Raw genomic sequence first — 24,394 nt, 5'->3', positions numbered from 1 at the left:
GTGAACGGCCCTCTAGCAACCCGACCCGGCTGCGTGGCGCAACATCGACAAGGCTACGGGCAGGAAAGCCGATGGGCAATCAGCGCTGATCCCGCACAGGTCTATCCGCCGAACTCCGAGATGAAGCGGGTGATCTTTGTTGCCGTATGCGAGGCCTTGACGTTGTACTGCGCCGCGGCGATCGCGCCCTTTTCGTCCACCACGAAGGTCGACCGGATCACGCCCTGGACAGTCTTGCCGTACATCTTCTTCTCGCCGTACGCCCCCCACGCCTCGAGAACCTTCCGTTCTGGGTCCGACAGCAGCGGGAAGGTGAGCTGTTCCGCGTCGCGGAATTTGGCGAGCTTCTCGGGCTTGTCGGGGGAAATGCCCACGACGTCGAGTCCCGCGTTGTTGAGTTCGGCGAGGTTGTCCCGGAACTCGCAGGCCTGTTTCGTGCAGCCGGGCGTCGATGCGGCCGGGTAGAAGTACACGACGACCTTTCGCCCTTTGTAGTCCGAGAGCTTCACGGTGTTCCCGTCGGCGTCTGGGAGGCTGAACGCAGGCGCTTTGTCGCCCACTTCGAGTCGAGTCTGCGGCATCGGCGATGTTCCTTACGATCGATCTTGTCGACCGGAGCGCTGCGGTGCGCACCGGCTGCTCTAGGGTAGTGCGGCAAGGCAGCGTGTTCGGAGACTGCTGCAGGGGATCGTCGTCGATGGCGACGTGGAATGGCGTTGAGGCAGCGGAGGCAGAAGTGGCGGACCGGGATCCCGACACCATCAAGGCTGAGATCGACGAGGCTCGCGAGCAGCTGGCGTCGACGGTCGATTCGCTCGCCGAGCGGGCCAACCCCAGCAGGGTCGCTGAGGACCTCAAGGCCGGTGTGATCCGGTTCGTCAAACAGCCCCCGGTGGCGATGTCACTGGCTGCCGTGGGCGCCTTGGTGCTCGTGCTGACGGTGCGCCGGCTGCGGCAACGCTGAGCGACGGTCAGCGCACGCGGCCGGACCGCAGCCAGGTGGCAAGCGAGAATCCGGGCGGATTGGCGACCCGACCGAGGCGGCTGCACGAGTACACCGCCAATGGCCGTTGCGCGGCAACACCGATAGCCGAGTCCTCACCGTCGGCACCGGGAACCATCGGTTCGCCCGAGCTTGACATCAGCTAATTCCTCATTTCGCACCCGCTGGCGGCAATCGGCGTGACGATCAGCCGTGCCAGCTAACAGACTCTAGCACCACTGTATCTCTTTTGCCCAGCGCAACGACCATATACGTGACCAGATTGGTTATTGCCGTTACTGTCGACGACCTTGTTCGCCCGTCGACGACGTGCACAAGGGCCGACATTCAGCACATCCATCAACCCCCGGGTGCCGATACGCAGGACCTGTTTCAGGTCGGCGGCCGAGGACGAGCTTGTTATTTGCCGGGAATCGCAGGTGCGCCCCGCGTGCCGGGGGACACCCCATAAGACGTCAGTGGCGGTGTCCTCTACGCTGGCGCTGTTCACGACGAGCAAAGGAGACGCACCTATGGCGTGGTATCTCGCCCTGCAGGGCCCGGCGGTGCCCAGCCATCAGTCATCGGTGTACGAGCTTCAGGACGGTACCGACGTCGACAAACTCGCCCAGGAATTCGTGAGCGCGGTGACTCTGGACCGGGTCGTGCCCATTCCGGCGATGCTCCCCCAGGGACCCCGCAAGCGGCAGAAGGTCACGCTCTACGTCCGACCCGCGGCATGGGGGATGTGGACGTTCTACGAGCTCTCCGATGAGGACCGACGTCAGCTGATGAAGGACAATCCTTTGATCAACGCGATCCAACAGCATCAACGCGAGCACACCGGACCGGGCGGCGGTCAGGTGAACCCCCTTCTGGGGCAGCCCGGACCCGGCGCGCGCTGACGCCATCAGCCCCAATTCAGCTGCGCGGCCGCAATTCTCGACGCCGCACCCCGGCGTCTGACTCACCTCCGTTCGGGAGGCGTCGCCCCTCCGGCGCCACCGCCGGTTGTCCGGGTATTTAGGCACGGTAAGTTCCTTTTACGGTCACGTTCCGATAACGCCCGAGAAGGGGGTGAGTTGTGCTGATTCGCCCTCTGGTCCTGTCGGTCGGCTTCCTGCTCGCAAGTGCGATCGTCGCCCCAGCCGCATCGGGGGAGCCGGCGGTCGAACCGGCCGCCACCGAAGCGTCGCCGTCGGTGGCCGCGGCTCCAGGGCAGCCCGCGGAGGCGCCGTCCGGCATGGTGGTCTCCCCGCCACCGGTGACGACGACAAGCCCCGATGGGTGGACGCTGTCCCTGGCGGCCGAGGAGGAGACCCAACGGCCCATTGCGCCGCTGACCACAGCGTTGTCGACGCGTGAATACGAGGTCGGCGGCACGTACACCGGCACCATGACGGGCCCGGCCGAGGACGAGCCGCCGCGCGGCATGCTCGAAGTCGGCTATCAGATCGGCTGCGGTATCGACATGAGCACGTCGAACGGTGTGGCACTGACGGGCACTGCCGGCATCACTCCCTCGATCGGCATCCTCGGGGTCGACGTGATCGGGCCGTTCCCGGACGCCATCCTCCCGGGCGTCGCCGGCAATCTGGGCGGTGCCATCACCATCGGCCTCAAGCCGGGGATCATCAACGTCGTCACGGTCGCCGAGAAGGAGTTCACCGGCGCCGAGCCGTGGGTCATGGTCGACGGATTCCGTATCAAGATCGACGGGTGTGTCGGTGAATCCTTCATCCGCTCGTATGCGGTATTGACCCGCTCGACCGACGTCTCCGACGCGATCCTGGCCTACTACGGGGAGACGACGAAGGTCTAGGTCGGTTCCGCCATCGAACCGGCGAAATCAGGTTGTTACATATCCCGCTGTTCGCCGGTTTCGGGGAGACGCCCGGGGATATAGTTTGCCGCGTTGCTCGACTGCCCTGGGGGAACCATGAGCGCTGCAAGCTATATCGGTCGTGTCGGTGGCCTCGCGGTGGCCTTCGGGGTCGGGACAGCGGTCTTCGCCGGCCACGGTGTCGCGGCCGCAGAGCCCGCTGCCGGCGGATCCGAATCGAGCTCCTCCTCGCAGGGTGCTGAGGGTTCTGCCGGCTCGTCGGAATCGACCTCGGAACGGAAGAGGTCGGACCGAGACACCGCCGCCGCCGATGACGCCGCCGCCGCCGACGCCGACGCCGCCGATGACGCTGGCTCTGACGATGCGGACGACGCTGACGCTGACGCCGCTGACGATGCGGACGACGCTGACGCTGACGCCGCTGACGATGCGGACGACGAGATCGACCTGGCGGAGGAGCCGGCCGCGGACTCCTCGGACACCGACGGAGCAGACCTCGACGCGCAGCAAGCAGAGGCGAGGTCCGGTTCCGGGAAACGATCCCGCGACAGCTCCGAGACCATCACGGCGATCGCTACCGAAACTGCGGCAGCGGACCAGTCCGAGGCTACGGCCTGGCTGTCCAGCCCGGAGGCCACCGCCGGTCGGGCGCCCGCAGCGCCGACTCCGGTCGCTCAGCCGGTGCTGACGACATCCGCGGTGCTGCCGACAACAGCTGAATCAGCGGAATCGGTGTCGCAGGCGACCGCTTCGGTGACCCCGGTCTTGCAGCTCATCAACGGTGTGCTGAACCCCTTCGCCGAGGACGGGCCGACAGCGCCGCCGACAGGTTCGCCGCTGGAGTGGGCGATGGCGGCGGCGGCACGCCGCGACCAACTCGTCGCCAGCGGACCGATTTCGGTCAGCCCGGCGTTCGAGTTCACCAACGGCGTCATCTACGGCGACATCGGCGCCACGGACTCGCGCGGTCGTCCGCTGATCTACACGATCGTCGACGACCCGAACCAAGGTGGGAAGGTGACGCTCAACACCGACGGCACGTTCTCGTTCCTGCCCGATCTGTCGGTGGTGGACTCGCGTGGCGTCGAACAGTTCACCGTGATGGTCAGCGAGAAGACCGCGCTGGTGGCGCTGCTGGAGCAGGTGCCGATCCTCGGTGACTTCGTCCAGCCGATCGTGCTGGGCCTTCAGCAGGTGCCGATTCTCGGTGCCATCCTGCAGCCGTTCATCGGCTATCGGGTGTTCGCGCCGATCGACGTCAACGTCGGCGCACTGGTGCCCGAGGGTGCGCCGGTCGCGTTCACCACGATGGTGACCTCGTTCGACGGTGTGCAGATCAGCACCAATTTCTTCCCGGCGACCGGGCTGGCGGCCGGCGAGACCGCCACGACGGTGCTCAACGGGCCGGGGCTGGGTAGCGCGGGCAACATCGACCCGGCCTCCGAGACGATCGTGTTCGACCTCGTTCCGGGCCTGGTGCCGTTGCGCGACGCCGGCTACAACGTGGTCACCTGGGACCCCCGCGGCGAGTTCGCTTCCGGTGGGGTGCTGCAGCTGGACAATCCGTTCTTCGAAGGTCGCGACGTGCAGGCCATCATCGACTGGGTCGCCACGCGGCCGGAGACCGAACTGGACGCGCCGGGGGACCCGACGATGGGGATGGTCGGTGGCTCGTACGGCGGCGGAATTCAGCTGGTGTCGGCAGGCATTGACGATCGGATCGAGGCGATCGTCCCGGTCATCGCCTGGAACTCGCTGATCGAGGCTCTTTACCCGACCGCGGCGTTCAAGTCCGGCTGGGGCACCCTGCTCGGGTTGGATCTCCTCGAGGCCGGTGCCCGGATCAATTCGCAGATCTACCCGGCACTCATCCTCGGTGACCTGTTGGGATTCCTCACCGAGAGCCAGCAGGCCATCTTGGCGAGCAGCGGCCCCACCGTTCTGGTGAGCAGCATCACGGCGCCGACACTGCTGATCCAGGGCACGGCCGACGGACTGTTCACCCTGGCGCAATCGGTCACCAATGCGCTGCTGCTCGACGAAGCCGGTACGCCGGTGAGCATGATCTGGGCCTGCGGCGGGCACGGGATCTGCCTGAACCCGGAGAATCCGCTGCAGACACCGCTGCTCATCGACTCCACGTTGGACTGGCTGGACAAGTACGTGAACGGAAACGAACTGGTTCCGACCGGCCCGCGGTTCGAGTGGTTCGACCAGAACGGCGACTACCACTCGTCGGAGCTGCTGCCGTCGGATCCGGCGTTTTATGGCGACCCGCTGGTCACCACCGGCTCCGGGGGGTTCCTGCCCCTGATCCCGCTGCTCGGCGGTTCCGGGCCGCAGACGAAGTCGCCCACGCCGCTGCTGTTGTCACCGGCGGTCGCATCGGAAGCGTGGTTGGCCCTCGACGTCGAGATTCCCGGCCAGGAGGCCACTACCGAAGTCGTCGGGGCGCCCGTCCTGACCTTCAGCTACTCAGGGCTCGGCACAAGTCGGCACATTTATGCCCAGCTGGTCAACGAGGCATCGGGGCTGGTGCTGGGCAACCTCGTCACCCCGGTGCCGGTGACGCTCGATGGACGCACTCGGACTGTGACCATCGACCTGGAGCAGATCGCGTACACCATGGCGCCGGGGGACAAGCTGACGTTGCAGTTGGTCGGCTCGGCCACCCCGTACGAGAACTTCACCCAGTGGGGCTTCATCGACATCGGCGACATCGAGCTCGCGTTGCCGACGGTCGCCGGGGCGGTCGAGGACGAGCTGGCCGAGGCGGCCGAGGACATGGTCGCTGCCTGATCGGTCAGCCGCAGCGCACGTCCGCGGCTCAGCGGCTGCGCGCGGTCTCGCGACGGTTGGCTTTCTTGATCGCGGAGACCAGCTCGTCTTTGTTCATCGTGGAACGGCGCGGGATGTCGAGCTTGCGGGCCACCTCGGTCAGGTGCTTCTTGGTCGCCTTCGCGTTGACGCCCTCAGCGGTCTTGCCCTTGGGATTCGGGCCACCGCTCCGGGCGCGCTCGTCTGACGGGCCCTTCTTCTCCTTCTTTTCCCAGTGATCGCCGACCTTTTCGAACTTGCGTTTCAGCGTGCTGTAGGCCACGCGGTGAGCGCGCTCGCGGTCGCCGTACTCCTTCGCCGCCGCATCGTGGGCCTTGGCGAACGTGCGCTGAGCCTTCTTGCCGGACTTGCGTAGCGTGCTGGGCAGTTCCTTCTTCTTCGGCTTGCCGCTCTTCTTGGTCATGGGCATGGCAGTGCTCCTTCCAGTTCGACTGGCCACGAGAGCGCCGGAGACTGTTACGGCGTTTGGTCCTGTTCACGGACTCACTCGGAGGATCGCGGCCACCTTGCTAAGCGGTACCCGCTGTCGGGGCGGGCAAACGCGGAGAGTAGGCCGTCGGGCGGGAAGCAGGCCGGGAGAATGACAAGTAACCCGCCTGAGCGGGTACTTGTCCAGAGTTGCAGTGCCGAAGCATCGTGTGCTGAAGTGCGCCGTCAGGGTTTCGAACCCCGGACCCGCTGATTAAGAGTCAGCTGCTCTACCAACTGAGCTAACGGCGCGCGTGAGAGACAATAACAGGCCGTTGGCAGACGGAGAAATCCCAATGTTTCCGGCGCGACCGAAGTGCGGTCGCGATCATGCCTGTTGTCGGATCTAGCCGTAGAATGATCGCTGTCGGTCGAACATTCCTGTACGTGAGGTGGAACGAAGTATGTGGCAGGTCAGCACGGTGACCCGTCTGCGACGGAATCGGTCCCGGTTGGTGGCCGCCGCGATCGTTCCCGCGATGGTGTTCGCCTTGGCAGCGTGCGGCGGGAGTTCCGAATCGCCTCAGCCGGCGGTGATCTCCGACAAGGGCACACCGTTCGGTGATCTGCTGGTCCCGAAGCTGACCTCATCGGTCGAGGACGGCGCCGTCGGAGTGAGCGTCGACTCGCCCGTCGCTGTCAGCGCGGAATTCGGTGTTCTGGGCGCAGTCTCGATGGTCAACGAGGATGGCGAGGCGGTCGACGGTCAGCTGTCCAAGGACGGTCTGAAGTGGGAGACCGCTGAGCCGCTCGGGTACAACAAGCGCTACACGCTGACCGCACAGTCACTCGGCCTCGGCGGAGCCACCAGTCGGCAGATGACGTTCGAGACGCATTCGCCCGAGAACCTCACCATGCCCTACGTCCTTCCGAACGAGGGCGAGGTCGTCGGTGTCGGTCAGCCGGTGGCCATCCGTTTCGACGAGAACATCCCTAACCGGCTCGCCGCGCAACGTGCGATCACGGTCAAGACCAACCCGCCCGTCGACGGTGCCTTCTACTGGCTCAGCAACCGCGAAGTCCGTTGGCGCCCAGCGGAATACTGGAAGCCCGGTACCACAGTGGACGTCGCTGTGAACACCTACGGCGTAGACTTGGGCGACGGCTTGTTCGGTCAGGACAACGTGTCCACTCGGTTCACCATCGGTGACGCGGTGATCACGACCGTCGACGACAGCACCAAGACGCTGACGGTCCGCCGCAACGGTGAGGTCATCAAGAGCATGCCGGTGTCGATGGGTAAGAACAGCACCCCCACCAACAACGGCGTCTACATCGTCGGCGACCGCCGCGCGGAGATGGTGATGGACTCGTCGACCTACGGCGTGCCGGTCAACTCGCCCAACGGGTACCGCACCGAGGTCGACTGGGCCACCCAGATTTCCTACAGCGGGATCTACGTGCATGCCGCGCCGTGGTCGGTGGGCAGCCAGGGCAACAGCAATGTCAGCCACGGCTGCATCAACGTGAGTACCAGCAACGGCCAGTGGTTCTACAACAACTCCAAGCGGGGCGACGTGGTTGAGATCATCAACACCGTCGGGTCGACGCTGCCCGGTACCGACGGCCTGGGGGACTGGAACGTCCCCTGGGAACAGTGGGAAGCCGGCAACGCCAACATCTGACGACCGTTTGTTCACGCGTCACGGGTGAACCAACCGTCCTCGTGACGCGGGCCGTCGATGCCGCGAGGAGTTTCATAGGTGTACCCACCCCGCCCGTCACGCATGGGTGGCGGCCAGACGCCAGAAGCGCCGCCCACCTGAGTGGACGGCGCTTCTGAGAGCGGGTGGCTGACGGGACTCGAACCCGCGACAGCCAGGATCACAACCTGGTGCTCTACCAACTGAACTACAGCCACCATTGCCGCTCGCGCGGCGACGTCGATACTAGCCGGTGGAACCCTCAGTAGCCGAATTGGTAGCCCGGTCGTCGTGCGTCGGTGGCCCGAGTTCGGCCGCTACCGCCGCGATATCGCTGGTCGACGGGCCCGGCGGGGTCACGAAGGCCGTCTGCCGGTAGTAACGCAACTCACGGATCGATTCGTGGATGTCAGCCAGCGCCCGGTGGGCGAGTCCCTTCTCCGGCTGACCGAAGTAGATCCGCGGATACCATCGGCGACACAACTCCTTGATCGAGCTGACGTCGATCATCCGGTAGTGCAGGTAGTCGTCGAGCTTGGGCATGTCTCGGGCGATGAACCCGCGGTCCGTGGCGATCGAGTTGCCGGCCAGCGGCGCGGTCTTGGCCTGCGACACGTGGGTGCGGATGTAGTCGAGCACCATCGACTCCGCGGTGGCCACGTCGGTGGTCGAAGCTCGTACCTCCTCGACCAGACCGGACTTCGTGTGCATCTGCGCCACGACGTCGACCATCGATGACAGGGCGTCGTCTCCGGCGTGGATCACCACGTCGAGGCCGTCGCCCAGGATGTTGAGCTCGGAATCGGTCACGAGGACCGCAATCTCGATGAGTAGGTCGGACTTGAGGTCCAGGCCGGTCATTTCGCAGTCGATCCACACCAGTTCGTCTCGCACAGCGCTCAACAGTAAGCCCCACGACCTCAGCCGGCTGCTCAGACCCGCCTTCTCGGGTTGTTGGCCAAGTAAGGTTCCACGCATGGCCGCGGAGTCCACAGCTTCCCCCGCAAGACAGATCGCCGCAGGTTACAGCGCTGAAGGTGCAGCTCTGGAGCTGGGCGCGGTGCTTGTCGACGGGGTCTGCGACCCGGCGGCGCCGGTGCGGATCCCGCTGGCGACGGTCAACCGGCACGGGCTGGTCGCCGGCGCGACCGGCACCGGGAAGACGAAGTCGCTGCAGGTGCTGGCCGAACAGCTGTCCGATGCCGGCGTGCCGGTGCTGATGGCCGACGTCAAGGGTGATCTGTCCGGGTTGTCGCGCCCCGGGGAGGCCGACGACAAGATCAACCAACGGTCCCTCGATACCGGTGACACCTGGACGCCCACCGCGTACCCGGTGGAGTTCCTGTCACTGGGCACGACCGGAATCGGGGTGCCGGTCCGCGCCACCATCACCAGTTTCGGGCCGATCCTGTTGTCGAAGGTATTGGGGCTCAACCAGACTCAGGAATCCACCTTGGGTCTGATCTTTCACTGGGCAGACCAGCAAGGTCTGCCGCTGCTCGACCTGAAGGATCTGCGATCGGTGATCCAGTACCTGACGAGCGAGGACGGCAAACCCCAGCTCAAGGCGCTGGGCGCGGTCTCGACCAGCACCGCAGGGGTGATTCTGCGCGCACTGGTCAACCTCGAGGCCGAGGGTGCCGACACATTCTTCGGCGAACCCGAACTCGAGCCCGCCGATCTGATGCGGGTCGACGAGTCGGGGCGGGGCATCATCACGCTGCTCGAACTCGGAACCCAGGCTGCTCGGCCGGTGATGTTCTCCACGTTCCTGATGTGGGTGCTCGCTGATCTGTTCACCACACTGCCCGAGGTGGGTGACCTCGACAAACCCAAATTGGTGTTCTTCTTCGACGAGGCTCACCTGCTGTTCACCGACGCTTCCAAGGCGTTTCTGCAGCAGGTCGAGCAGACGGTGAAGCTGATCCGTTCCAAGGGCGTCGGCGTGTTCTTCTGCACTCAGCTACCCACCGACGTGCCGAATGCCGTGCTGAGCCAACTCGGTGCCCGCATCCAGCATGCGCTGCGCGCCTTCACGCCGGACGATCAGAAGGCGCTGGCGAAAACGGTGCGAACCTATCCGACGACCGACGTCTACGACCTGGAGTCGGCGCTGACCTCACTGGGCATCGGTGAGGCCATCGTCACAGTGCTCTCCGAAAGGGGAGCGCCGACGCCGGTGGCTTGGACCCGAATGCGCGCGCCGCGATCACTGATGGACACCATCGGTCCGGACGCCATGGCCGGGGCGGCAGCCGTCAGTCCATTGCAAGCCGAGTACGGACAGTCCGTCGATCGCGATTCGGCCTACGAGCGGCTGGCCGCCAAGCTCGCGCCACCGCCGGCTATCGAGGTGCCTCCGGCTGTCGAGGTGCCGCCACCGTTCGAGGTGCCGCCGATGCCGGCGCCGGCCCAGCCGGCGGAACCGGGCTTTCTGGAGCAGGTGATGGACAGCCCGGCGTTCAAGAGCGCGATGCGCTCCGCAGGGACGGTGATCGGGCGTGAGATCACCCGAAGCATCTTCGGCACCGGCCGTCGGCGCCGCCGCTAACTCTGCCGGAATTGCATTCCAGCAGATTCCCACTCGGAAATCCTCTGCTGGAATACCGTTCCGGCGGGAGGGGGCGCCGTAGGGGGTCAGTCGCCGCCGAGCTTTTTGTAGACGGCGCCGACGATGGGTGCGACGATCGAACGCGGCGCGTAGCCGCTTGCCGCTGACATCGCCTTGGACGTGACGCCCGGGACCACCCGCATCTTGTTGCGTTCCAGGCCGTCCAGCGACACCTTGGCGGTGTATTCGGTGGAGATCCACAGGAAGTCGGGGATCAGCCGCTCCACCAGCGACTGCTCGTCGGGGTCGGGCAACTCGGTACGCACCGGTCCGGGAGCCAACACCGTGACGTGCACGCCCGCCGACTTCAGTTCTCCGCGTAGGGATTCGCTGAAGGTGTTCACGAATGCCTTGGTCGCGGCGTAGGTCGCGTTGTTCGGGATCGGGGAGTTGCCCGCAGCCGAACCGGAGATCAAGATGCCGCCACCGTTGCGTGCCACCATGCCCGGAAGCACGGCCAGTACCAGATCGTGCACGCCGAGGACGTTGAGCTGCACCTGTTTCCGTTCCTCGGCCGGATCCAGGTCGGCTACGGCTCCGAACGTCGCGGTGCCGGCGTTTGCACACAGGATCGAGATGTTGCGACCGGCGAGCTCTTCGCACAACTCGTCGCGTCCGGCTGGGTCGGCAATATCGACGGCGCGCACCTCGACCGTCACCCCGTACTGCTCGCGCAGACGGCTCGCCAGCGCGGAGAGCACATCCTCACGCCTGGCGGTGATGATCAGGTGGTGGCCACGTGCGGCGAGTTCGACGGCCAGCGCCTCGCCGATGTTCTGCGACGCACCGGTGACGACAGCACGGGCATCGGTGCTGGGAGCGGGTACTGCCATGGGCCGGACTATATCGTGGGCGTTCATGAGCGAGCTGCCGCCTCCGGTCCAGACGTCAGCTATCGCCACGGCACGATCGCGCGTGATGGCGTGGGCGCTGTGGGACTTCGGCGCCACCGCTGTCAACGCGATCGCTGTGACGTTCGTGTTCTCGGTTTACCTCACCGGAACCGTCGGCGACGACCTGCCCGGGGACACCAGCCCGGCCAGCTGGCTCGGCCGGGCTCTCGGCGTTTCCGGGCTCGTCGTGGCCCTGTTGGCGCCCGTCACTGGCGTGTGGGTGGACGCCCCGGCGCGCCGACGGCGTGTCCTCGCCGCCCTGACCGGGATGGTGGTCGTGCTGACCGCCGCGATGAGCCTCATCCGTGACGACCACCGCTACCTGTGGCCGGGTCTGGTCCTGTTGGCGTGCACCGCGGCGTGCAGCGAGCTCGCCACGGTGCCGTACAACGCGATGCTGCGGGAGCTGACCAACCCGGGAAACGCCGGCCGGATATCAGGGATCGGCCTCGGGCTCGGCTATTTCGGCAGCGTGCTGGCGCTGCTCGTGGTGTATCTCGGGTTCATCTCGGGATCCGGCGACACCCGTGGGTTGTTGAGTCTGCCGGTCGACGACGGGCAGAACGTCCGGGCGGCGATGCTGCTGACCGCTGCCTGGTTCGCGCTGTTCGCCCTGCCGCTGCTGATCTCTGTGCCGCCGCCCGCCGCGGTGGAGGGCGCTGAGCGCGTCGGTGTCCGCGGTGCCTACCGCAGGCTGATCGCCGAGATCAGGCGCGAGTGGCGCCGCGACCACAACTTCGTCTACTTCCTCGGCGCCAGCGCGGTGTTCCGTGACGGGCTGGCCGGCATCTTCGCGTTCGGCGCAATACTCGGGGTCACCGTGTACGGGGTGTCGGCCGCCGACGTGCTGCTGTTCGGTGTCGCGGCGTCGGTGGTGGCCGCGATCGGAGCGGTGCTCGGTGGTCACGCCGACGACTGGTTCGGCGCCAAACGGGTGATCGTGTTGTCTCTTGCGACGATGATCGTCGTCGGACTGACCCTGATGGCCCTGTCCGGAGCACTGGCCTTCTGGGTGTGCGGTCTGCTGCTGTGCCTGTTCATCGGCCCGATCCTGTCGGCGTCCCGGACCCTGTTGCTGCGGATGTCCGCAGAGGGCAGCGAGGGGGTGGCCTTCGGGCTCTACACGACCACCGGACGTGCGGTGTCTTTCCTTGCGCCGTGGCTGTTCTCGGTGTTCATCGACGTCTTCGGTACAGATCGGGCCGGGATGGGCGGTCTGTGTGTGGTGCTCGCTCTCGGGCTGGCAGCGATGCTGGCGGTCCGCGCGCCGCACGTACGGGTGCGCGACTAGCCAGTTGTGCAGATGGTCAGACCGGCTCCGGTGCGCTTCTCCACCGCGACGCCGTTGACCGAGATCGAGCAGGTCACCTCGCGGCCGACGTTGATGATGCTGATGCTGGCCGAGCCCTCCGCGGGCTGGGGCAGCGACACCTTCTTGCTCCACGGGAGCAGCACGTTGAACTCGGTCTGCAGCAGGCCGCCGGTGTCGACGTAGGTGATGTTGATGGCCCGGCCGTCACCTCCGACCGTGTAGACGACGCTGTCCGTCGCGCCGGGGACGGTGGGGGCGGTGGTTGGTGCCCGCGACGGCAGGCTCGGCAGCGGCAGTATCGGCGTCGAGGGGGCGCGCGTCGTGGTCGGCGGAGTCCGCGGCGTCGTGGTGGGGGCGGAGAAAGTCGGTTCGGGCAGCGCGGGCAGCGGCGCCACCACGGTCTCCTGCCGGGAGCTGTTGACGATCACCAAGGCGATGACCAGGCCGACCACCATGACGACGGCGACGCCGGCGACGACCCACAGCCAGCGTGGTGACTTCGGGTCCTCAGGTGGCGGCGGCTCATTTCCGGGACCCGGCGGATAGGGCGGCCCGTACTGCCCGGTCGTCGAGGGGTCGTAACCGTAGGGAGAATACGCAGGTAGATGCTCGGTCGCGTGCGGTGGTGGCGCCTGGTACGGCGGCCCATACGGCGTCTGGCTCGCATAGGCCGGATCGGTGTACCCGGGGTAGGCGGGGTAGCCGTAGCCGAACTGCTGGGTCGGCTCCTCACGTCCGCGGGGGCTTGATTGCTTCTTACGTCCGCGTGGGCTTGATTGCTCCTCACGTCCGCGGGGGTCCGACTGCTCCTTACGTCCGCGGTCGCTCATGCCCACCTCATGGCTGCAGGGTACCTGTGCAGCCGCTCAATGCGCCGTGCGCCAGCCCGCACCCCGTCCCGCGCGCAGACCGTGCAGAATCAGGAACCGTGGTTCAGCAGGTTCGCAGGCTCTACGGCGCGTCGATGTCGCCGGACGCCACCGCCTTCGCCCACCTCGTCGACGCCGGCGGGTATCCGCGCGCGGTGCAGCGGTTCCTGCGGGGCTGGCGGGCGAGCTCTTCGCGCGACGTCGAGTTGCCCGTCGAGGGACCCGTCACGCGGGTGCTGCATTCGGCGGACGGATACTGGTTGGCGTGCCAGGTCGCCCCCGAGGGTGGCACCCGCAGTCAGATTTGGGTGGTGACAACCGATCCCGACGACCGTGATGCCCGCAGAATCGACCATTGGCCGACGGAGGCCGAGGGTACCGCTGAGTTGATCGGCTGGGACGGCACGCTCGTCGCAGCTATCCTGACCGGCGAAGACGGTGTGGGCAGCTCGTGTCTGATCGATCCATCCGCGGGAACGACCACCGTGCTCGATCGCCGCTCCGGCGGCAGGCTGGTCGATGCCTGGGCGGGAGCGTCGTTGATCCGTGTCGGTCCGAGGGGCTACCGCGACCTGATCATGTTGCGGGGACTCACCGAAATCGCGCTGCTGCCCTACGATCCGGGGTCGACGACAGACACCGGAGTCATCCTCGACGACCACACCCCACGCAGGCTGCGTTCGGGCCCGGAAGGCGAGCTCCTCGAGCTCTACCATCCGGCGAAGGAGTACGGCGTCAACAGCACCGACGGTTACGTGCGGGCGCTGGTGCGAAGCGAGAACGGTACCGAGCAGGCCCGTCTGCTCGAGGTGACGACGACCTCGGACGGCGTCGCCTACCAGGTTTTGGCCGAGCGGCCGGGTTACGTATTGGACGAGTTCACCGTCAGCGACGACCTCTCGACGGTGGCGATCCTGTGGAACAACCACGGCGCCAGCGAATTACAGATCCTCGAGTATGCCGATCGCACGCTGCACGATCCGATTCCGTTGCCCGGCATGGTCGCCAGCGAATTGAGCATCAGTGCGGGCGGGTCGATGCTGGCCATGACGGTGGAGGGCCCCTCCAAGCCCCCGACAGTCGAGCTGGTGGACCCACGAACTCGCGAGTGGGAGCTCGTCGACCGTGAACCCAGCAGCGGGCCGCTGTCCGCCGATCCCACGCTCGAGACCGTCACCGCACGTGACGGGTTGCAGTTCACCGGCTGGTTGTTCCAACCGCCGGACGGTGTGGAGACGATCGGCGCCATGTTGTTCCTGCACGGCGGTCCGGAGGGCCAAGGCAGACCCGGGTACAACGAGTTCTTCCCTGCGCTGCTGGAAGCAGGGATCTGTGTGTTCCTCCCGAACGTACGCGGTTCGGGAGGGTTCGGGCGGACGTTCATGCACGCCGACGACCGCGAGCGGCGCTTCGCCGCGATCGACGACGTCGCCGATGCGGTGCGGTTCCTCGTCGACAGCGGTCATGCCCCGCCGGGGCGGGTCGCCTGCTGTGGGTGGTCCTACGGCGGTTACCTGACACAGGCGGCGCTGGCCTTCCATCCCGACGAGTTCGCCGCAGGCATCAGCATCTGCGGCATGAGCGATCTGAACACCTGGTACCGGAACACCGAACAGTGGATCGCCGCGGCGGCCTACCCCAAGTACGGTCATCCGGTCAGCGACCGTGACCTGTTGGAACAATTGTCGCCGCTCCCGCGGGCCGAAGCCATCACCGCCCCACTCCTGTTGGTACACGGGCTCAATGACACCAACGTGCCCCCCAGCGAGTCCGAGCAGATGTGCCAGGCGCTGCGCACTCTCGGGCGCCGTACGGAGTTGTTGCTCTTCGAGGACGACGGTCACGAGATCGACAAACGTGAGAACCGTGCGGTGCTGCTGAAGGCCATGACCGGGTGGTTGACCGCCGCGTTCGCCAACTGACCTCGACCAGAGGTTTACGAAGTTGTCTGCAGGGTAAGTCTTTGTTGCGTGCCAGATGGGCGCGTATACGGAGGAGGCATGGCATGCGAGGAGTACTCGGGGTCATAGTGCTCGTCTGGCTGTTGATCGGCGTTTTCGCCGCCTATCAGCGGGACTATTTCACCGGTGGCGAAGCGAATTGCGCCACAGCGGGAACCATCGCGCTGACCGTGGTCGCAGGGCCGCTGAATTACGCGGGTGTCAATCCAGAAGTCACGGAGTGCAACATTCCCCAACCCAGCCAGTAGCCCGCTGACTGGTCATCTGACAGAAATGGAGTGGTCATGATCGTCTTGGGTGCGATCCTGCTCATCCTGGGTCTTTTGTTCAACATGGCAATCCTCACCTACATCGGTGTCGTGCTTCTGGTGATCGGCGCCGTCTTCTGGATCCTTGGATCTGTCGGGCGTCCGGTCGGCGGCAGGAAAGCCTGGTACTAGCTCAATCGGATAGTCGTTCGGCCGAGGTCAGCGCGGCGACCGTCATCGCTCTCAGGACGGTCCTCGTGCTTTCCTCGGCCGTTTTCGTGATCCCCGGCTTGACAGTGTGCGACGTGGAATTGAGAAGCCCGAACGTCGCATGAGCGGCCAGTCGGGCGTCGGCCTCGGTCAGCTCGATATCGCGCCGACGCAAGACATCCACCCAGACCTCCACGTATTGGCGCTGTTTGCGGCGGACCTGTCGCTTGGCCGTGGGCGGCAGGTTGCCGAGATCGCGGTCTTGGATCCGGATCAGATCGGACTCGCCGAGAGCGAAGTCGAGGTGAAAGTCGATCAGCCCCGCCAGCGCGGCGTCGGGATCGGCGGATCGGCCGACCACGTCTGTCGCGCCGACCAGCAATCGGGTGCTCACCCCCACCAGCAGTTCCACCAGCAGCGCTTCCTTGTTGGGAAAGTGCCGGTAGATCGCCGGCCCGCTGACACCCGCCGCCGCGCCGATGTCTTCCAGGCGCACGGCCAGGTAGCCGTGTTCGGCCATCAGTCGCTCGGCGGCCGCGAGCAATTGACTACGGCGGTCGGATTTGGCCTTGCTACGCCGCGAGGCGACCGCGGGCAGCGGTGACGGTGCATTGCGCGTGCTCATCACGCCGCCTCCTACCGATGGTGGACACCGAGAGTTAATGATGCTTAACATACCACCAGTTAGTCTCGATTAACTCAAGCAAGGCGGAATGAGCGATGGCAGCGCGGGCATCACATCGTGACGATCACGTGGCGCTGGTCGAACAGCTTCGAGCGAAGCTGGCCGGTGCCGCTCTCGGCGGCTCGGCGCGTTCCCGGGAGCGTCATGTCAGTAGGGGCAAGTTGCTGCCGCGGGATCGTGTCGACGGTCTGCTCGACCCGGGCAGTCCCTTCCTGGAGTTGGCCGCACTCGCGGCAGACGGCATGTACGACGACGAATGCCCCGGCGCGGGGATGATCGCCGGGATCGGCCGCGTATCGGGTCGTGAATGCATGATCGTGGCCAACGATGCGACGGTGAAGGGCGGCACGTACTACCCGATCACCGTCAAGAAACACCTACGGGCGCAGGAGATCGCCGCCCAGAACCAGCTGCCCTGCGTCTACCTCGTCGACTCCGGTGGTGCATTCCTGCCCCGCCAGGACGAGGTCTTCCCCGACCGCGAACACTTCGGGCGCATCTTCTACAACCAGGCGACCATGAGCGCCAGGGGAATCGCGCAGATCGCCGCTGTGCTCGGTTCCTGTACCGCCGGCGGCGCCTACGTCCCGGCGATGAGCGATGAGGCCGTGATCGTGCGCAACCAGGGCACCATCTTCCTGGGCGGACCGCCACTGGTGAAAGCGGCAACCGGTGAGGTCGTCACCGCCGAGGAACTCGGCGGTGGGGATCTGCACACCAAGGTCTCCGGTGTGACCGATCATCTCGCCCACGATGATCGCGACGCGCTGCGGATCGTCCGTCGGATCGTGGGTACCCTTGCACCGCAGGCAGATCCGCCCTGGAACGTGGTGCCGCCGGTCGACCCGGTCGCCGACCAGACCGAGCTCTACGACGTCGTCCCCATCGACTCGCGGGTGCCCTACGACGTGCACGAGGTGATCAACCGCATCGTCGACGGCGGCGAGTTCGCGGAATTCAAGGCAGAGTACGGAGCCACCCTGGTGACCGGGTTCGCCCGCATCCACGGCCACCCGGTCGGCATCGTCGCCAACAACGGCGTGCTGTTCGGCGAGTCTGCCCTCAAGGGCGCGCATTTCATCGAACTGTGCGACAAACGGGTCACGCCACTGTTGTTCCTACAGAACATCTCCGGCTTCATGGTCGGTCGCGACTACGAGGCCGGCGGCATCGCCAAGCACGGCGCCAAGATGGTCACGGCCGTGGCCTGCGCGCGTGTTCCCAAGCTGACCGTGGTGATCGGCGGCTCCTACGGCGCGGGAAACTACTCGATGTGTGGCCGCGCGTATTCGCCACGCTTCCTGTGGATGTGGCCCAACGCCCGGATCTCGGTGATGGGCGGCGAACAGGCGGCATCGGTGCTGGCCACCGTGCGCGGTGAGATGACCGCGGAAGAAGAAGAGGCCTTCAAGGCGCCGATCCGTGCGCAGTACGAGGATCAGGGCAATCCCTACTACTCGACCGCGCGCCTCTGGGATGACGGGGTCATCGACCCCGCTGACACCAGAACGGTTGTCGGGCTGGCACTCTCGGTGGTCGGACAAGCGCCGCTCGAGCCTGTCTCCTACGGCGTCTTCAGGATGTGATGATGGTCTTCGACACGGTACTGGTCGCCAATCGCGGGGAGATCGCGGTGCGGGTCATCCGCACGCTGCGGTCCATGGGGATTCGCTCGGTGGCGGTGTACAGCGACGCCGACGCCGACGCCCGCCACGTCGCAGCGGCCGACGTCGCGGTCCGACTCGGCCCGGCACCGGCCCGGCAGAGCTACCTGTCGATCGATGCGCTACTGGCGGCGATCGATCGCACCGGCGCGCAGGCCGTCCACCCCGGATACGGATTTCTCTCGGAGAACGCACAATTCGCCGACGCGCTGAACTCGGCGGGGGTGACGTTCATCGGGCCGGCAGCGGCCGCGATCCAGACGATGGGCGACAAGATCTCGGCCAAGGCAGCGGTGTCGACTTTCGGGGTGCCGGTCGTGCCGGGGATCTCCCGGCCCGGGCTCACCGACGACGACCTGATCGGCGGGGCTGCCGAGGTCGGCTTCCCCGTGCTGGTGAAGCCGTCAGCGGGTGGCGGCGGCAAGGGCATGCGGGTGGTGCACGACGCCGCAGATCTCCCATCGGCGTTGACCAGCGCACGGCGTGAGGCAGAGTCAGCGTTCGGCGACGACACGCTGTTTCTCGAGCGATTCGTGCTCAATCCGCGCCATATCGAGGTGCAGGTGCTGGCCGACACCCATGGCGACGTCGTGCATCTCGGTGAACGCGAGTGCAGCCTGCAGCGACGGCATCAGAAGGTGATCGAAGAAGCACCGTCGCCGCTGCTCGACGCCGCCACCCGCGCCCGCATCGGCGCGGCCGCCTGTGACACGGCCCGCAGCGTGGATTACACCGGTGCCGGGACCGTCGAGTTCATCGTCTCTGCCGATCGGCCGGACGAGTTCTTCTTCATGGAGATGAACACCCGCCTACAGGTGGAACATCCGGTGACCGAGATGGTCACCGGCCTGGACCTGGTCGAGCTCCAGGTGCGGATCGCCGCGGGGGAGAAGCTGCCGATCGTCCAGACCGACGTCCAGATGAGCGGCCACGCGATCGAAGCGCGCGTATACGCCGAGGATCCAGCCAGAGGTTTTCTGCCGACCGGCGGTGACGTCGTCGGCCTGCGGGAGCCATCCGGACCGGGGATAAGGGTGGACTCCGGATTGGCCGGCGGCACGGTGGTCGGCAGCGACTACGACCCGATGCTGGCGAAGGTCATCGCCCACGCCGGTGACCGGGCCGCCGCACTGCACGCGCTCGACGCAGCGTTGGCCGACACGGCGGTGCTGGGTCTGACCACCAATATCGAGTTCCTACGTTTTCTGCTCGCGGATGCCGACGTGGCCGAAGGGCGGCTGGACACCGGGCTGCTGGATCGCCGAACCCCGGATTTCGCACCGGCGCCACCCGGAGACGACGAGTTGATCGCGGGAGCGGCCTACCGGTGGCTGCAGTCGTGGCCGGCTGCCCCCGCCAGCCCGTGGGACGTGCCCTCGGGCTGGCGTATCGCCGGTCGTGCGCCCACGACGATCCGCCTTCGCTCCGGGGACCGAACCGACCACGTCTGGTTGAGCGGCTCACCGGAGAACGCCACGGCGACCGTCGAAGGCGGTCAAACCCGAACTCTGCGGGCATCTCTGGACGATGACCGGCTGGCGGTGACGATCGACGGGCTACGCTCCCAATACCTGGTGGCCGCCGTGGGCGCTCAGGTATGGCTGGCTGGAGCGGGTCGTGTCGCGTTGGTCGAGGAGATCCTGGAAGCGCCCGTGCGTCCCGACGACGCGCACAGCGGTGACGCCGAGCTGACCAGCCCGATGCCCGGCACGGTCGTCGCGGTCGGCATCGAGGACGGTACGACGGTGACGACCGGCGCGGTGGTGGTGACCGTCGAGGCCATGAAGATGGAGCACGCGTTGGCCGCACCGGTCGACGGTGTGGTGGAACTGCTCGTCGGTGTGGGCGAACAGGTGAAAGTGGGCCAGGTGCTGGCCCGGATAACGGCAACCGAGGAGCCGCAGCGGTGACGACCCACAATCAGGCGACCGACTTCCTGGCGACCGGCACGCTGCCCGATCACTATCAGCAGCTGGCCGAGACCGTGCGTGACTTCGCCCAGAGCGTGGTGGCGCCGGTGTCGGCCAAACACGATGAAGAGCACTCGTTCCCCTACGAAGTGGTGGCGGGCATGGCTGACATGGGGCTGTTCGGGTTGCCGTTCCCCGAGGAGTACGGCGGGATGGGCGGGGACTACTTCGCGCTGTGTCTGGCGCTCGAAGAGCTCGGCAAGGTCGACCAGAGCGTCGCGATCACGCTGGAAGCCGGGGTGTCGCTGGGAGCCATGCCGGTTTACCGGTTCGGCAGCGACGAGCAGAAGCAGCAGTGGCTGCCGCTGCTGGCGAGCGGAAAGGCGCTGGGGGCGTTCGGGTTGACGGAGGCCGGCGGAGGCAGTGATGCCGGCGCGACCAAGACGACTGCCCGGATGGACGGGTCCAGCTGGATCATCAATGGCAGCAAGCAGTTCATCACCAACTCGGGCACCGACATCACGAAACTGGTGACGGTCACCGCTGTCACCGGGGAAACCGATGGGAAGAAAGAGATCTCGTCGATCCTGGTGCCGGTGCCGACCGAGGGCTTCACCGCAGAGCCGGCATACAACAAGGTGGGGTGGAACGCCTCGGACACCCATCCGCTGAGTTTCGACGACGTAAGGGTGCCGCAGGAGAACCTGCTGGGAGAACGCGGCCGTGGATACGCGAACTTCCTGCGCATCCTCGACGAGGGCCGCATCGCGATCGCGGCACTGTCGGTCGGTGCCGCACAGGGTTGCGTGGACGAGAGCGTCAAGTACTCCAAGGAGCGGCAGGCTTTCGGCCGCGCCATCGGAGCGAACCAGGCAATTGCGTTCAATATCGCCCGAATGGAGACCAGAGCCCATGTCGCCCGCACGGCCTACTACGACGCGGCCGCGTTGATGCTCGCGGGCAAGCCGTTCAAGAAGCAGGCCGCGATCGCCAAGCTGGTGGCCAGCGAGGCGGCGATGGACAACGCCCGCGACGCCACCCAGATCTTCGGCGGCTACGGCTTCATGAACGAGTATCCGGTAGCCCGGCACTACCGGGACAGCAAGATCCTCGAAATCGGCGAAGGCACCACAGAGGTGCAGCTGATGCTGATCGGAAGAGAGTTGGGCTTGTGAGCGGGGCGAACGATCGGGCAGAAGTGAGCGGGGCGAACGATCGGGCAGAAGTGAGCGAGAAGCGAGTCGTCGTCCAGCGCGGTCTGTGGTTCGAGGAGTTCGAGACCGACGTGCTCTACCAGCACCGGCCGGGCCGGACCATCACCGAGGCCGACAATGTGCTGTTCACCACGCTGACCATGAACACGCAGGCGCTGCACCTTGATGCCGCGTTCTCTGAGGCGCTCCCGCCGTTCAACCAGCGGCTGGTCAATTCGATGTTCACCCTGTCGACGCTGGTGGGGTTGTCGGTTGCGCAGCTCACCCAGGGCACCATCGTCGGCAACCTGGGTTTCGGCGAGGTGGCGTTTCCCAAGCCGCTGTTCCACGGCGACACGCTCTACGCCGAGACCGAAGTCATCGAGATGCGTGAGTCCAAGAGCCGCCCGGGGGAGGGCATCGTCACCTTCGCCCACACCGGTCACAATCAGCACGGTGACGTTGTCGCGACCGCGTCACGAAAGACCATGGTGCGCAAGCGTCCCGAAAGCGGGGCGTGATGGCGCTGGCAGAGAACGGACCCGGCTGGCTGTTCTGCCCGGCCGACCGGCCGGAGCGATTCCAGAAGGCAGCTGCAGCAGCCGATGTGGTGATCCTCGACCTCGAAGACGGTGTCGCGGCGAAAGACCGGGAAGCCGCGCGCACAGCGCTCCTGGACACCCCGCTGGACCCGACCCGCACGGTCGTGCGCGTCAACCCGGTCAGCACGGCCGACCACGCGCTGGACGTCGAGGCCGTCAAAGCCAGTGACTACACCACCGTGATGCTGGCCAAGACCGAAACCGCCCAGCAGGTCGCGTCGCTGGCACCGTTCGACGTGGTCGTGCTGGTCGAAACGCCACGGGGAGCCTTGGCCGTCACTGAGACCGCTCGGGTCGACAACGCCTTGGCCGTCATGTGGGGCGCCGAAGACCTGTTCGCGGCAACCGGCGGTACCGCGAACCGCCGGCCCGACGGCAGCTACCGTGATGTGGCCAAGCACGTGCGGTCACAGAGTCTGCTGGCCGCCAAGGCCTTTGGCCGCCTGGCGTTGGACTCGGTCTATCTTGACATCAGAGACCTGGACGGGTTGCGCGCCGAGACCGACGACGCTGTCGCGGTCGGCTTCGACGCCAAGGTCGCGATCCATCCCACCCAGGTGGCGGTGATCCGCGCCGGGTACGCGCCGACCGACGATCAGATCGACTGGGCCCGCGCTGTTCTCGCTCGTGCGGCAACTGAGCGCGGCGTCTTCCAGTTCGAGGGGCAGATGGTCGACATGCCGGTGCTGCGCCGCGCCGAGCGCATCGTGGCGTCGGCGCCCTGAGTCACCGGCGTTTGGCCGCGGCCAACCTCTGCGCGAACTCGGGTGACTCGATCGACCTCGCCTGAGGGCCGATCTCGACATCGACGGCGAGGCGGTGCTGATCGAGGTCCACGGTGCCGGGGTTTGCGGTGGCACGCATCGAGGCTTTGGTCGCGATGACCACCTCACGGGGCGCAGACGCCGGTCCGGCCGCAAGAGTCCGGGCGGCCGCCACCGCGTCATCGGCGACCTGCAGTGCCAGGCCGTGACGGACGGCCGTCTCCGCGTCGAAGCGCATCCCGAACAGCAGTGCTGCCCGTGCCGCCTGGGGTCCGATCGCTCGCTGCAGCATCCACGTCGCGCCGCCCCCTGGGTGAATGCCCAGTTTCTGGAACCGCGGATCGAACATCGCCGCCGGACCGGCGATGCGCACGTCGGCGGCCAGCGCGAGGTTCAACCCAGCCCCTACCGCGGGACCGTTGACCGCGGCAATGGTGGGCAGTGTGCACTGTGCCACGGCGAGGAAACCGTCGTAGATCACGCGCAGTCCGTCCTCGGTCGCCTCACCCAGGGCGGTGAGGTCGGCGCCGGCGCAGAACGCCTTGCCGGCGCCGGTGACGACGACCGCATGGACATCGGTGTCGGCCTCCGCCGCCTCGATGGCGGCGCGAAGTGCCGCCGAACTCTCCGCGGTCACGGCGTTGCGGCGGTCGGGATCGTTGACAGTGATGACTGCGACGCGGTCGTCGACCTGCGTCAGTACGAGATCGGACACTCGCTCAGGGTAGTGGCGTGGCTGGGCGGCCCCGCGCTGGGCTACAGCTTGCGCAGCAGCGCCGCGGCCCGAACGTCGTCGCCGACAGCGAGAGCGATCTGCACGTCGTCGCCGTGGCGGGACCATCCGACGGTGATGTCCTCGCCGTACTTGATCGGCCTGCGGTATTCGACGACCGCGCGGTATGGAGGTGTGCAGACGTCGGGGACCAGTGCGATGACTTCGTGGATGGCGTGCCAGTAGGCGGTGTTGGTGACGTGTTCGAAGATGTCGATATCAGTGCGGCGCAAAGGGAACGGCATCGTTTCGTCCTGGGCGGCCGGGTTTTCCAGCCATGGGCTCCACTTCAGACGGTGGACATCGGTGGTGGATGCGAAACGGTCGATCAATGTGTCCGAAACACGTTGCGGTGTCAGTGTCTTCGAGTTGATGGCAATCCAGAAACCCTCGGTCTCGATGCGGCCGCCGTCGCTGCCGACGAGGTCGACGCGCATCGTGCACCAGCGCGAGGACAGTGCTGAGCACCATCGGCTGAATGACACCTCGTTCGGGAACTCGATCGGTTCGATGACGTCGATGACGGTGCGCTGTACCAGCCAGTGCGGATGGTCTTCGGCCTCACCGGCATCGACGAGATTCTCCGCGCCGACTTCCTGGATGTAGCGGGCCACGCCGTCGAGGCGCAAGTTGAGGTCGCCGCCTACGTCACCGGTCGCGACCCGCCACGAGGTGCGGTAGACGTATCCGGCTTCGGGCACAGAGCTCAGGCGATGATCGACGGCGTTGGTGGGCATCGCGGCTCAGCCTACGGTCCTTGGTCGTGTTCGGGGAGTAGGTATCGGTGGGGGGTGGTGGTAGTTGTTGATTCTGCTTTGTCCGGTGTGGTGGTGGGTGCCATTCGGTGTGGCCTTGGGGGTTTTCTGGTGGTGGTCCAGCCGGTGTTTTCGACCAGCCGGTTGTCGGGTCCGCAGGCCAGGGTGAGG

24 protein-coding genes and 2 tRNA genes are annotated in these 24,394 nt (G+C 66.3%); 15 read left to right on the top strand and 11 right to left on the bottom strand.

Features of this window, described 5'->3' with window-relative positions:
* Nucleotides 1–101 precede the first annotated feature (101 nt).
* A complete protein-coding gene (bcp, locus tag BEMPMBAN_RS23870; protein ID WP_159233741.1) occupies nucleotides 102–581 on the bottom strand; it encodes a thioredoxin-dependent thiol peroxidase in 480 nt (159 codons plus the stop codon).
* A gap of 155 nt (nucleotides 582–736) precedes the next feature.
* On the opposite strand from bcp, the gene BEMPMBAN_RS23865 reads away from it, so the two are divergent.
* Nucleotides 737–964, top strand: coding sequence for a DUF3618 domain-containing protein (locus BEMPMBAN_RS23865; protein ID WP_159233766.1), 228 nt, complete (start codon nucleotides 737–739; stop codon nucleotides 962–964).
* Nucleotides 965–971: 7 nt separating this feature from the next.
* Here the strand turns inward: BEMPMBAN_RS23865 and BEMPMBAN_RS23860 are convergent, their stop codons facing one another.
* Nucleotides 972–1,142: a hypothetical protein gene (locus BEMPMBAN_RS23860; RefSeq protein WP_200846099.1), complete on the bottom strand. Its 171-nt coding sequence runs from the start codon at nucleotides 1,140–1,142 to the stop codon at nucleotides 972–974.
* 373 nt (nucleotides 1,143–1,515) lie between these two features.
* Here BEMPMBAN_RS23860 and BEMPMBAN_RS23855 point away from each other — a divergent pair, with 373 nt between their 5' ends.
* The 3 genes from BEMPMBAN_RS23855 (at nucleotide 1,516) to BEMPMBAN_RS23845 (ending at nucleotide 5,624) form a co-directional block, all read left to right on the top strand.
* Nucleotides 1,516–1,887, top strand: a complete 372-nt coding sequence (locus BEMPMBAN_RS23855; protein ID WP_159233740.1) for a hypothetical protein — start codon at nucleotides 1,516–1,518, stop codon at nucleotides 1,885–1,887.
* A 179-nt stretch (nucleotides 1,888–2,066) separates the two neighbouring features.
* On the top strand, nucleotides 2,067–2,804 hold the full coding sequence (locus tag BEMPMBAN_RS23850; protein ID WP_234897669.1) for an MspA family porin: 738 nt from the start codon (nucleotides 2,067–2,069) through the stop codon (nucleotides 2,802–2,804).
* A gap of 117 nt (nucleotides 2,805–2,921) precedes the next feature.
* A complete protein-coding gene (locus BEMPMBAN_RS23845) occupies nucleotides 2,922–5,624 on the top strand; it encodes a CocE/NonD family hydrolase (protein WP_159233739.1) in 2,703 nt (900 codons plus the stop codon).
* Between the two features lie 28 nt (nucleotides 5,625–5,652).
* On the opposite strand, the gene BEMPMBAN_RS23840 is transcribed toward BEMPMBAN_RS23845, so the two are convergent.
* A complete protein-coding gene (locus BEMPMBAN_RS23840) occupies nucleotides 5,653–6,072 on the bottom strand; it encodes a ChaB family protein (RefSeq protein ID WP_159233738.1) in 420 nt (139 codons plus the stop codon).
* A gap of 238 nt (nucleotides 6,073–6,310) precedes the next feature.
* Nucleotides 6,311–6,383: transfer RNA gene (locus BEMPMBAN_RS23835), tRNA-Lys, on the bottom strand.
* Between the two features lie 152 nt (nucleotides 6,384–6,535).
* On the opposite strand from BEMPMBAN_RS23835, the gene BEMPMBAN_RS23830 reads away from it, so the two are divergent.
* On the top strand, nucleotides 6,536–7,756 hold the full coding sequence (locus BEMPMBAN_RS23830; protein ID WP_159233737.1) for a L,D-transpeptidase: 1,221 nt from the start codon (nucleotides 6,536–6,538) through the stop codon (nucleotides 7,754–7,756).
* A 163-nt stretch (nucleotides 7,757–7,919) separates the two neighbouring features.
* On the opposite strand, the gene BEMPMBAN_RS23825 is transcribed toward BEMPMBAN_RS23830, so the two are convergent.
* Nucleotides 7,920–7,992, bottom strand: a tRNA-His gene (locus BEMPMBAN_RS23825).
* Nucleotides 7,993–8,020: 28 nt separating this feature from the next.
* The gene (gene orn, locus BEMPMBAN_RS23820; protein WP_159233736.1) at nucleotides 8,021–8,668 is read right to left on the bottom strand and encodes an oligoribonuclease; all 648 of its coding nucleotides are present in this window, start codon (nucleotides 8,666–8,668) and stop codon (nucleotides 8,021–8,023) included.
* Between the two features lie 82 nt (nucleotides 8,669–8,750).
* Here orn and BEMPMBAN_RS23815 point away from each other — a divergent pair, with 82 nt between their 5' ends.
* Nucleotides 8,751–10,325 carry a helicase HerA-like domain-containing protein gene (locus BEMPMBAN_RS23815; protein WP_159233735.1) on the top strand — a complete coding sequence of 525 codons (1,575 nt, stop codon included), beginning with the start codon at nucleotides 8,751–8,753 and terminating at the stop codon, nucleotides 10,323–10,325.
* An 86-nt stretch (nucleotides 10,326–10,411) separates the two neighbouring features.
* Here BEMPMBAN_RS23815 and cmrA read toward each other — a convergent pair whose 3' ends face one another.
* The gene (gene cmrA, locus BEMPMBAN_RS23810) at nucleotides 10,412–11,218 is read right to left on the bottom strand and encodes a mycolate reductase (protein WP_159233734.1); all 807 of its coding nucleotides are present in this window, start codon (nucleotides 11,216–11,218) and stop codon (nucleotides 10,412–10,414) included.
* A 25-nt stretch (nucleotides 11,219–11,243) separates the two neighbouring features.
* Here cmrA and BEMPMBAN_RS23805 point away from each other — a divergent pair, with 25 nt between their 5' ends.
* On the top strand, nucleotides 11,244–12,569 hold the full coding sequence (locus BEMPMBAN_RS23805) for an MFS transporter (RefSeq protein ID WP_159233733.1): 1,326 nt from the start codon (nucleotides 11,244–11,246) through the stop codon (nucleotides 12,567–12,569).
* On the opposite strand, the gene BEMPMBAN_RS23800 is transcribed toward BEMPMBAN_RS23805, so the two are convergent.
* Entirely contained in the window at nucleotides 12,566–13,420 is an 855-nt protein-coding gene (locus BEMPMBAN_RS23800) for an MmpS family transport accessory protein (RefSeq protein WP_159233732.1), read from the bottom strand. The genes BEMPMBAN_RS23805 and BEMPMBAN_RS23800 overlap by 4 nt on opposite strands.
* Before the next feature lie 134 nt (nucleotides 13,421–13,554).
* Between BEMPMBAN_RS23800 and BEMPMBAN_RS23795 the strand changes: the two genes are divergently transcribed.
* The 3 genes from BEMPMBAN_RS23795 to BEMPMBAN_RS23785 all read left to right on the top strand — a co-directional run bounded on the left by BEMPMBAN_RS23795 (nucleotide 13,555) and on the right by BEMPMBAN_RS23785 (nucleotide 15,860).
* Entirely contained in the window at nucleotides 13,555–15,381 is a 1,827-nt protein-coding gene (locus BEMPMBAN_RS23795; RefSeq protein ID WP_159233764.1) for an alpha/beta hydrolase family protein, read from the top strand.
* 83 nt (nucleotides 15,382–15,464) lie between these two features.
* Nucleotides 15,465–15,668, top strand: coding sequence for a hypothetical protein (locus BEMPMBAN_RS23790; protein WP_159233731.1), 204 nt, complete (start codon nucleotides 15,465–15,467; stop codon nucleotides 15,666–15,668).
* 36 nt (nucleotides 15,669–15,704) lie between these two features.
* Complete coding sequence (locus BEMPMBAN_RS23785; protein WP_159233730.1) at nucleotides 15,705–15,860, top strand: DUF6131 family protein; 156 nt, start codon at nucleotides 15,705–15,707, stop codon at nucleotides 15,858–15,860.
* Between the two features lies 1 nt (nucleotide 15,861).
* On the opposite strand, the gene BEMPMBAN_RS23780 is transcribed toward BEMPMBAN_RS23785, so the two are convergent.
* Nucleotides 15,862–16,503 (bottom strand): SACE_7040 family transcriptional regulator, encoded by a 642-nt coding sequence (locus tag BEMPMBAN_RS23780; RefSeq protein ID WP_159233729.1) that lies wholly within the window; start codon nucleotides 16,501–16,503, stop codon nucleotides 15,862–15,864.
* A 95-nt stretch (nucleotides 16,504–16,598) separates the two neighbouring features.
* Here BEMPMBAN_RS23780 and BEMPMBAN_RS23775 point away from each other — a divergent pair, with 95 nt between their 5' ends.
* From BEMPMBAN_RS23775 to BEMPMBAN_RS23755, 5 genes are read left to right on the top strand one after another with little or no spacing between them, the layout of a single operon-like run.
* Complete coding sequence (locus BEMPMBAN_RS23775) at nucleotides 16,599–18,149, top strand: carboxyl transferase domain-containing protein (RefSeq protein ID WP_159233728.1); 1,551 nt, start codon at nucleotides 16,599–16,601, stop codon at nucleotides 18,147–18,149.
* 2 nt (nucleotides 18,150–18,151) lie between these two features.
* A complete protein-coding gene (locus BEMPMBAN_RS23770) occupies nucleotides 18,152–20,137 on the top strand; it encodes an acetyl/propionyl/methylcrotonyl-CoA carboxylase subunit alpha (RefSeq protein ID WP_159233727.1) in 1,986 nt (661 codons plus the stop codon).
* The gene (locus BEMPMBAN_RS23765; RefSeq protein ID WP_159233726.1) at nucleotides 20,134–21,312 is read left to right on the top strand and encodes an acyl-CoA dehydrogenase family protein; all 1,179 of its coding nucleotides are present in this window, start codon (nucleotides 20,134–20,136) and stop codon (nucleotides 21,310–21,312) included. Before BEMPMBAN_RS23770 ends, BEMPMBAN_RS23765 begins: the two co-directional genes overlap by 4 nt.
* Nucleotides 21,313–21,362: 50 nt before the next feature.
* Nucleotides 21,363–21,851 carry a MaoC family dehydratase gene (locus BEMPMBAN_RS23760; RefSeq protein WP_159233725.1) on the top strand — a complete coding sequence of 163 codons (489 nt, stop codon included), beginning with the start codon at nucleotides 21,363–21,365 and terminating at the stop codon, nucleotides 21,849–21,851.
* Nucleotides 21,851–22,657: an HpcH/HpaI aldolase/citrate lyase family protein gene (locus BEMPMBAN_RS23755; RefSeq protein WP_159233724.1), complete on the top strand. Its 807-nt coding sequence runs from the start codon at nucleotides 21,851–21,853 to the stop codon at nucleotides 22,655–22,657. The genes BEMPMBAN_RS23760 and BEMPMBAN_RS23755 overlap by 1 nt, the downstream gene beginning before the upstream one ends.
* Nucleotide 22,658: 1 nt before the next feature.
* On the opposite strand, the gene BEMPMBAN_RS23750 is transcribed toward BEMPMBAN_RS23755, so the two are convergent.
* Together BEMPMBAN_RS23750 and BEMPMBAN_RS23745 are read right to left on the bottom strand one after the other, a co-directional pair.
* Nucleotides 22,659–23,411, bottom strand: a complete 753-nt coding sequence (locus BEMPMBAN_RS23750; protein ID WP_159233723.1) for an enoyl-CoA hydratase — start codon at nucleotides 23,409–23,411, stop codon at nucleotides 22,659–22,661.
* A gap of 41 nt (nucleotides 23,412–23,452) precedes the next feature.
* Nucleotides 23,453–24,205 carry an acyl-[acyl-carrier-protein] thioesterase gene (locus BEMPMBAN_RS23745; protein ID WP_159233722.1) on the bottom strand — a complete coding sequence of 251 codons (753 nt, stop codon included), beginning with the start codon at nucleotides 24,203–24,205 and terminating at the stop codon, nucleotides 23,453–23,455.
* Between the last annotated feature and the right edge of the window lie 189 nt (nucleotides 24,206–24,394).

Source organism: Mycolicibacterium austroafricanum, assembly GCF_902705885.1.
In the GTDB taxonomy this organism is placed as follows: domain Bacteria; phylum Actinomycetota; class Actinomycetes; order Mycobacteriales; family Mycobacteriaceae; genus Mycobacterium; species Mycobacterium vanbaalenii_A.
Note: the sequence above shows the minus strand (reverse complement) of the source record. Positions and strands in the feature narration are given on the sequence as shown.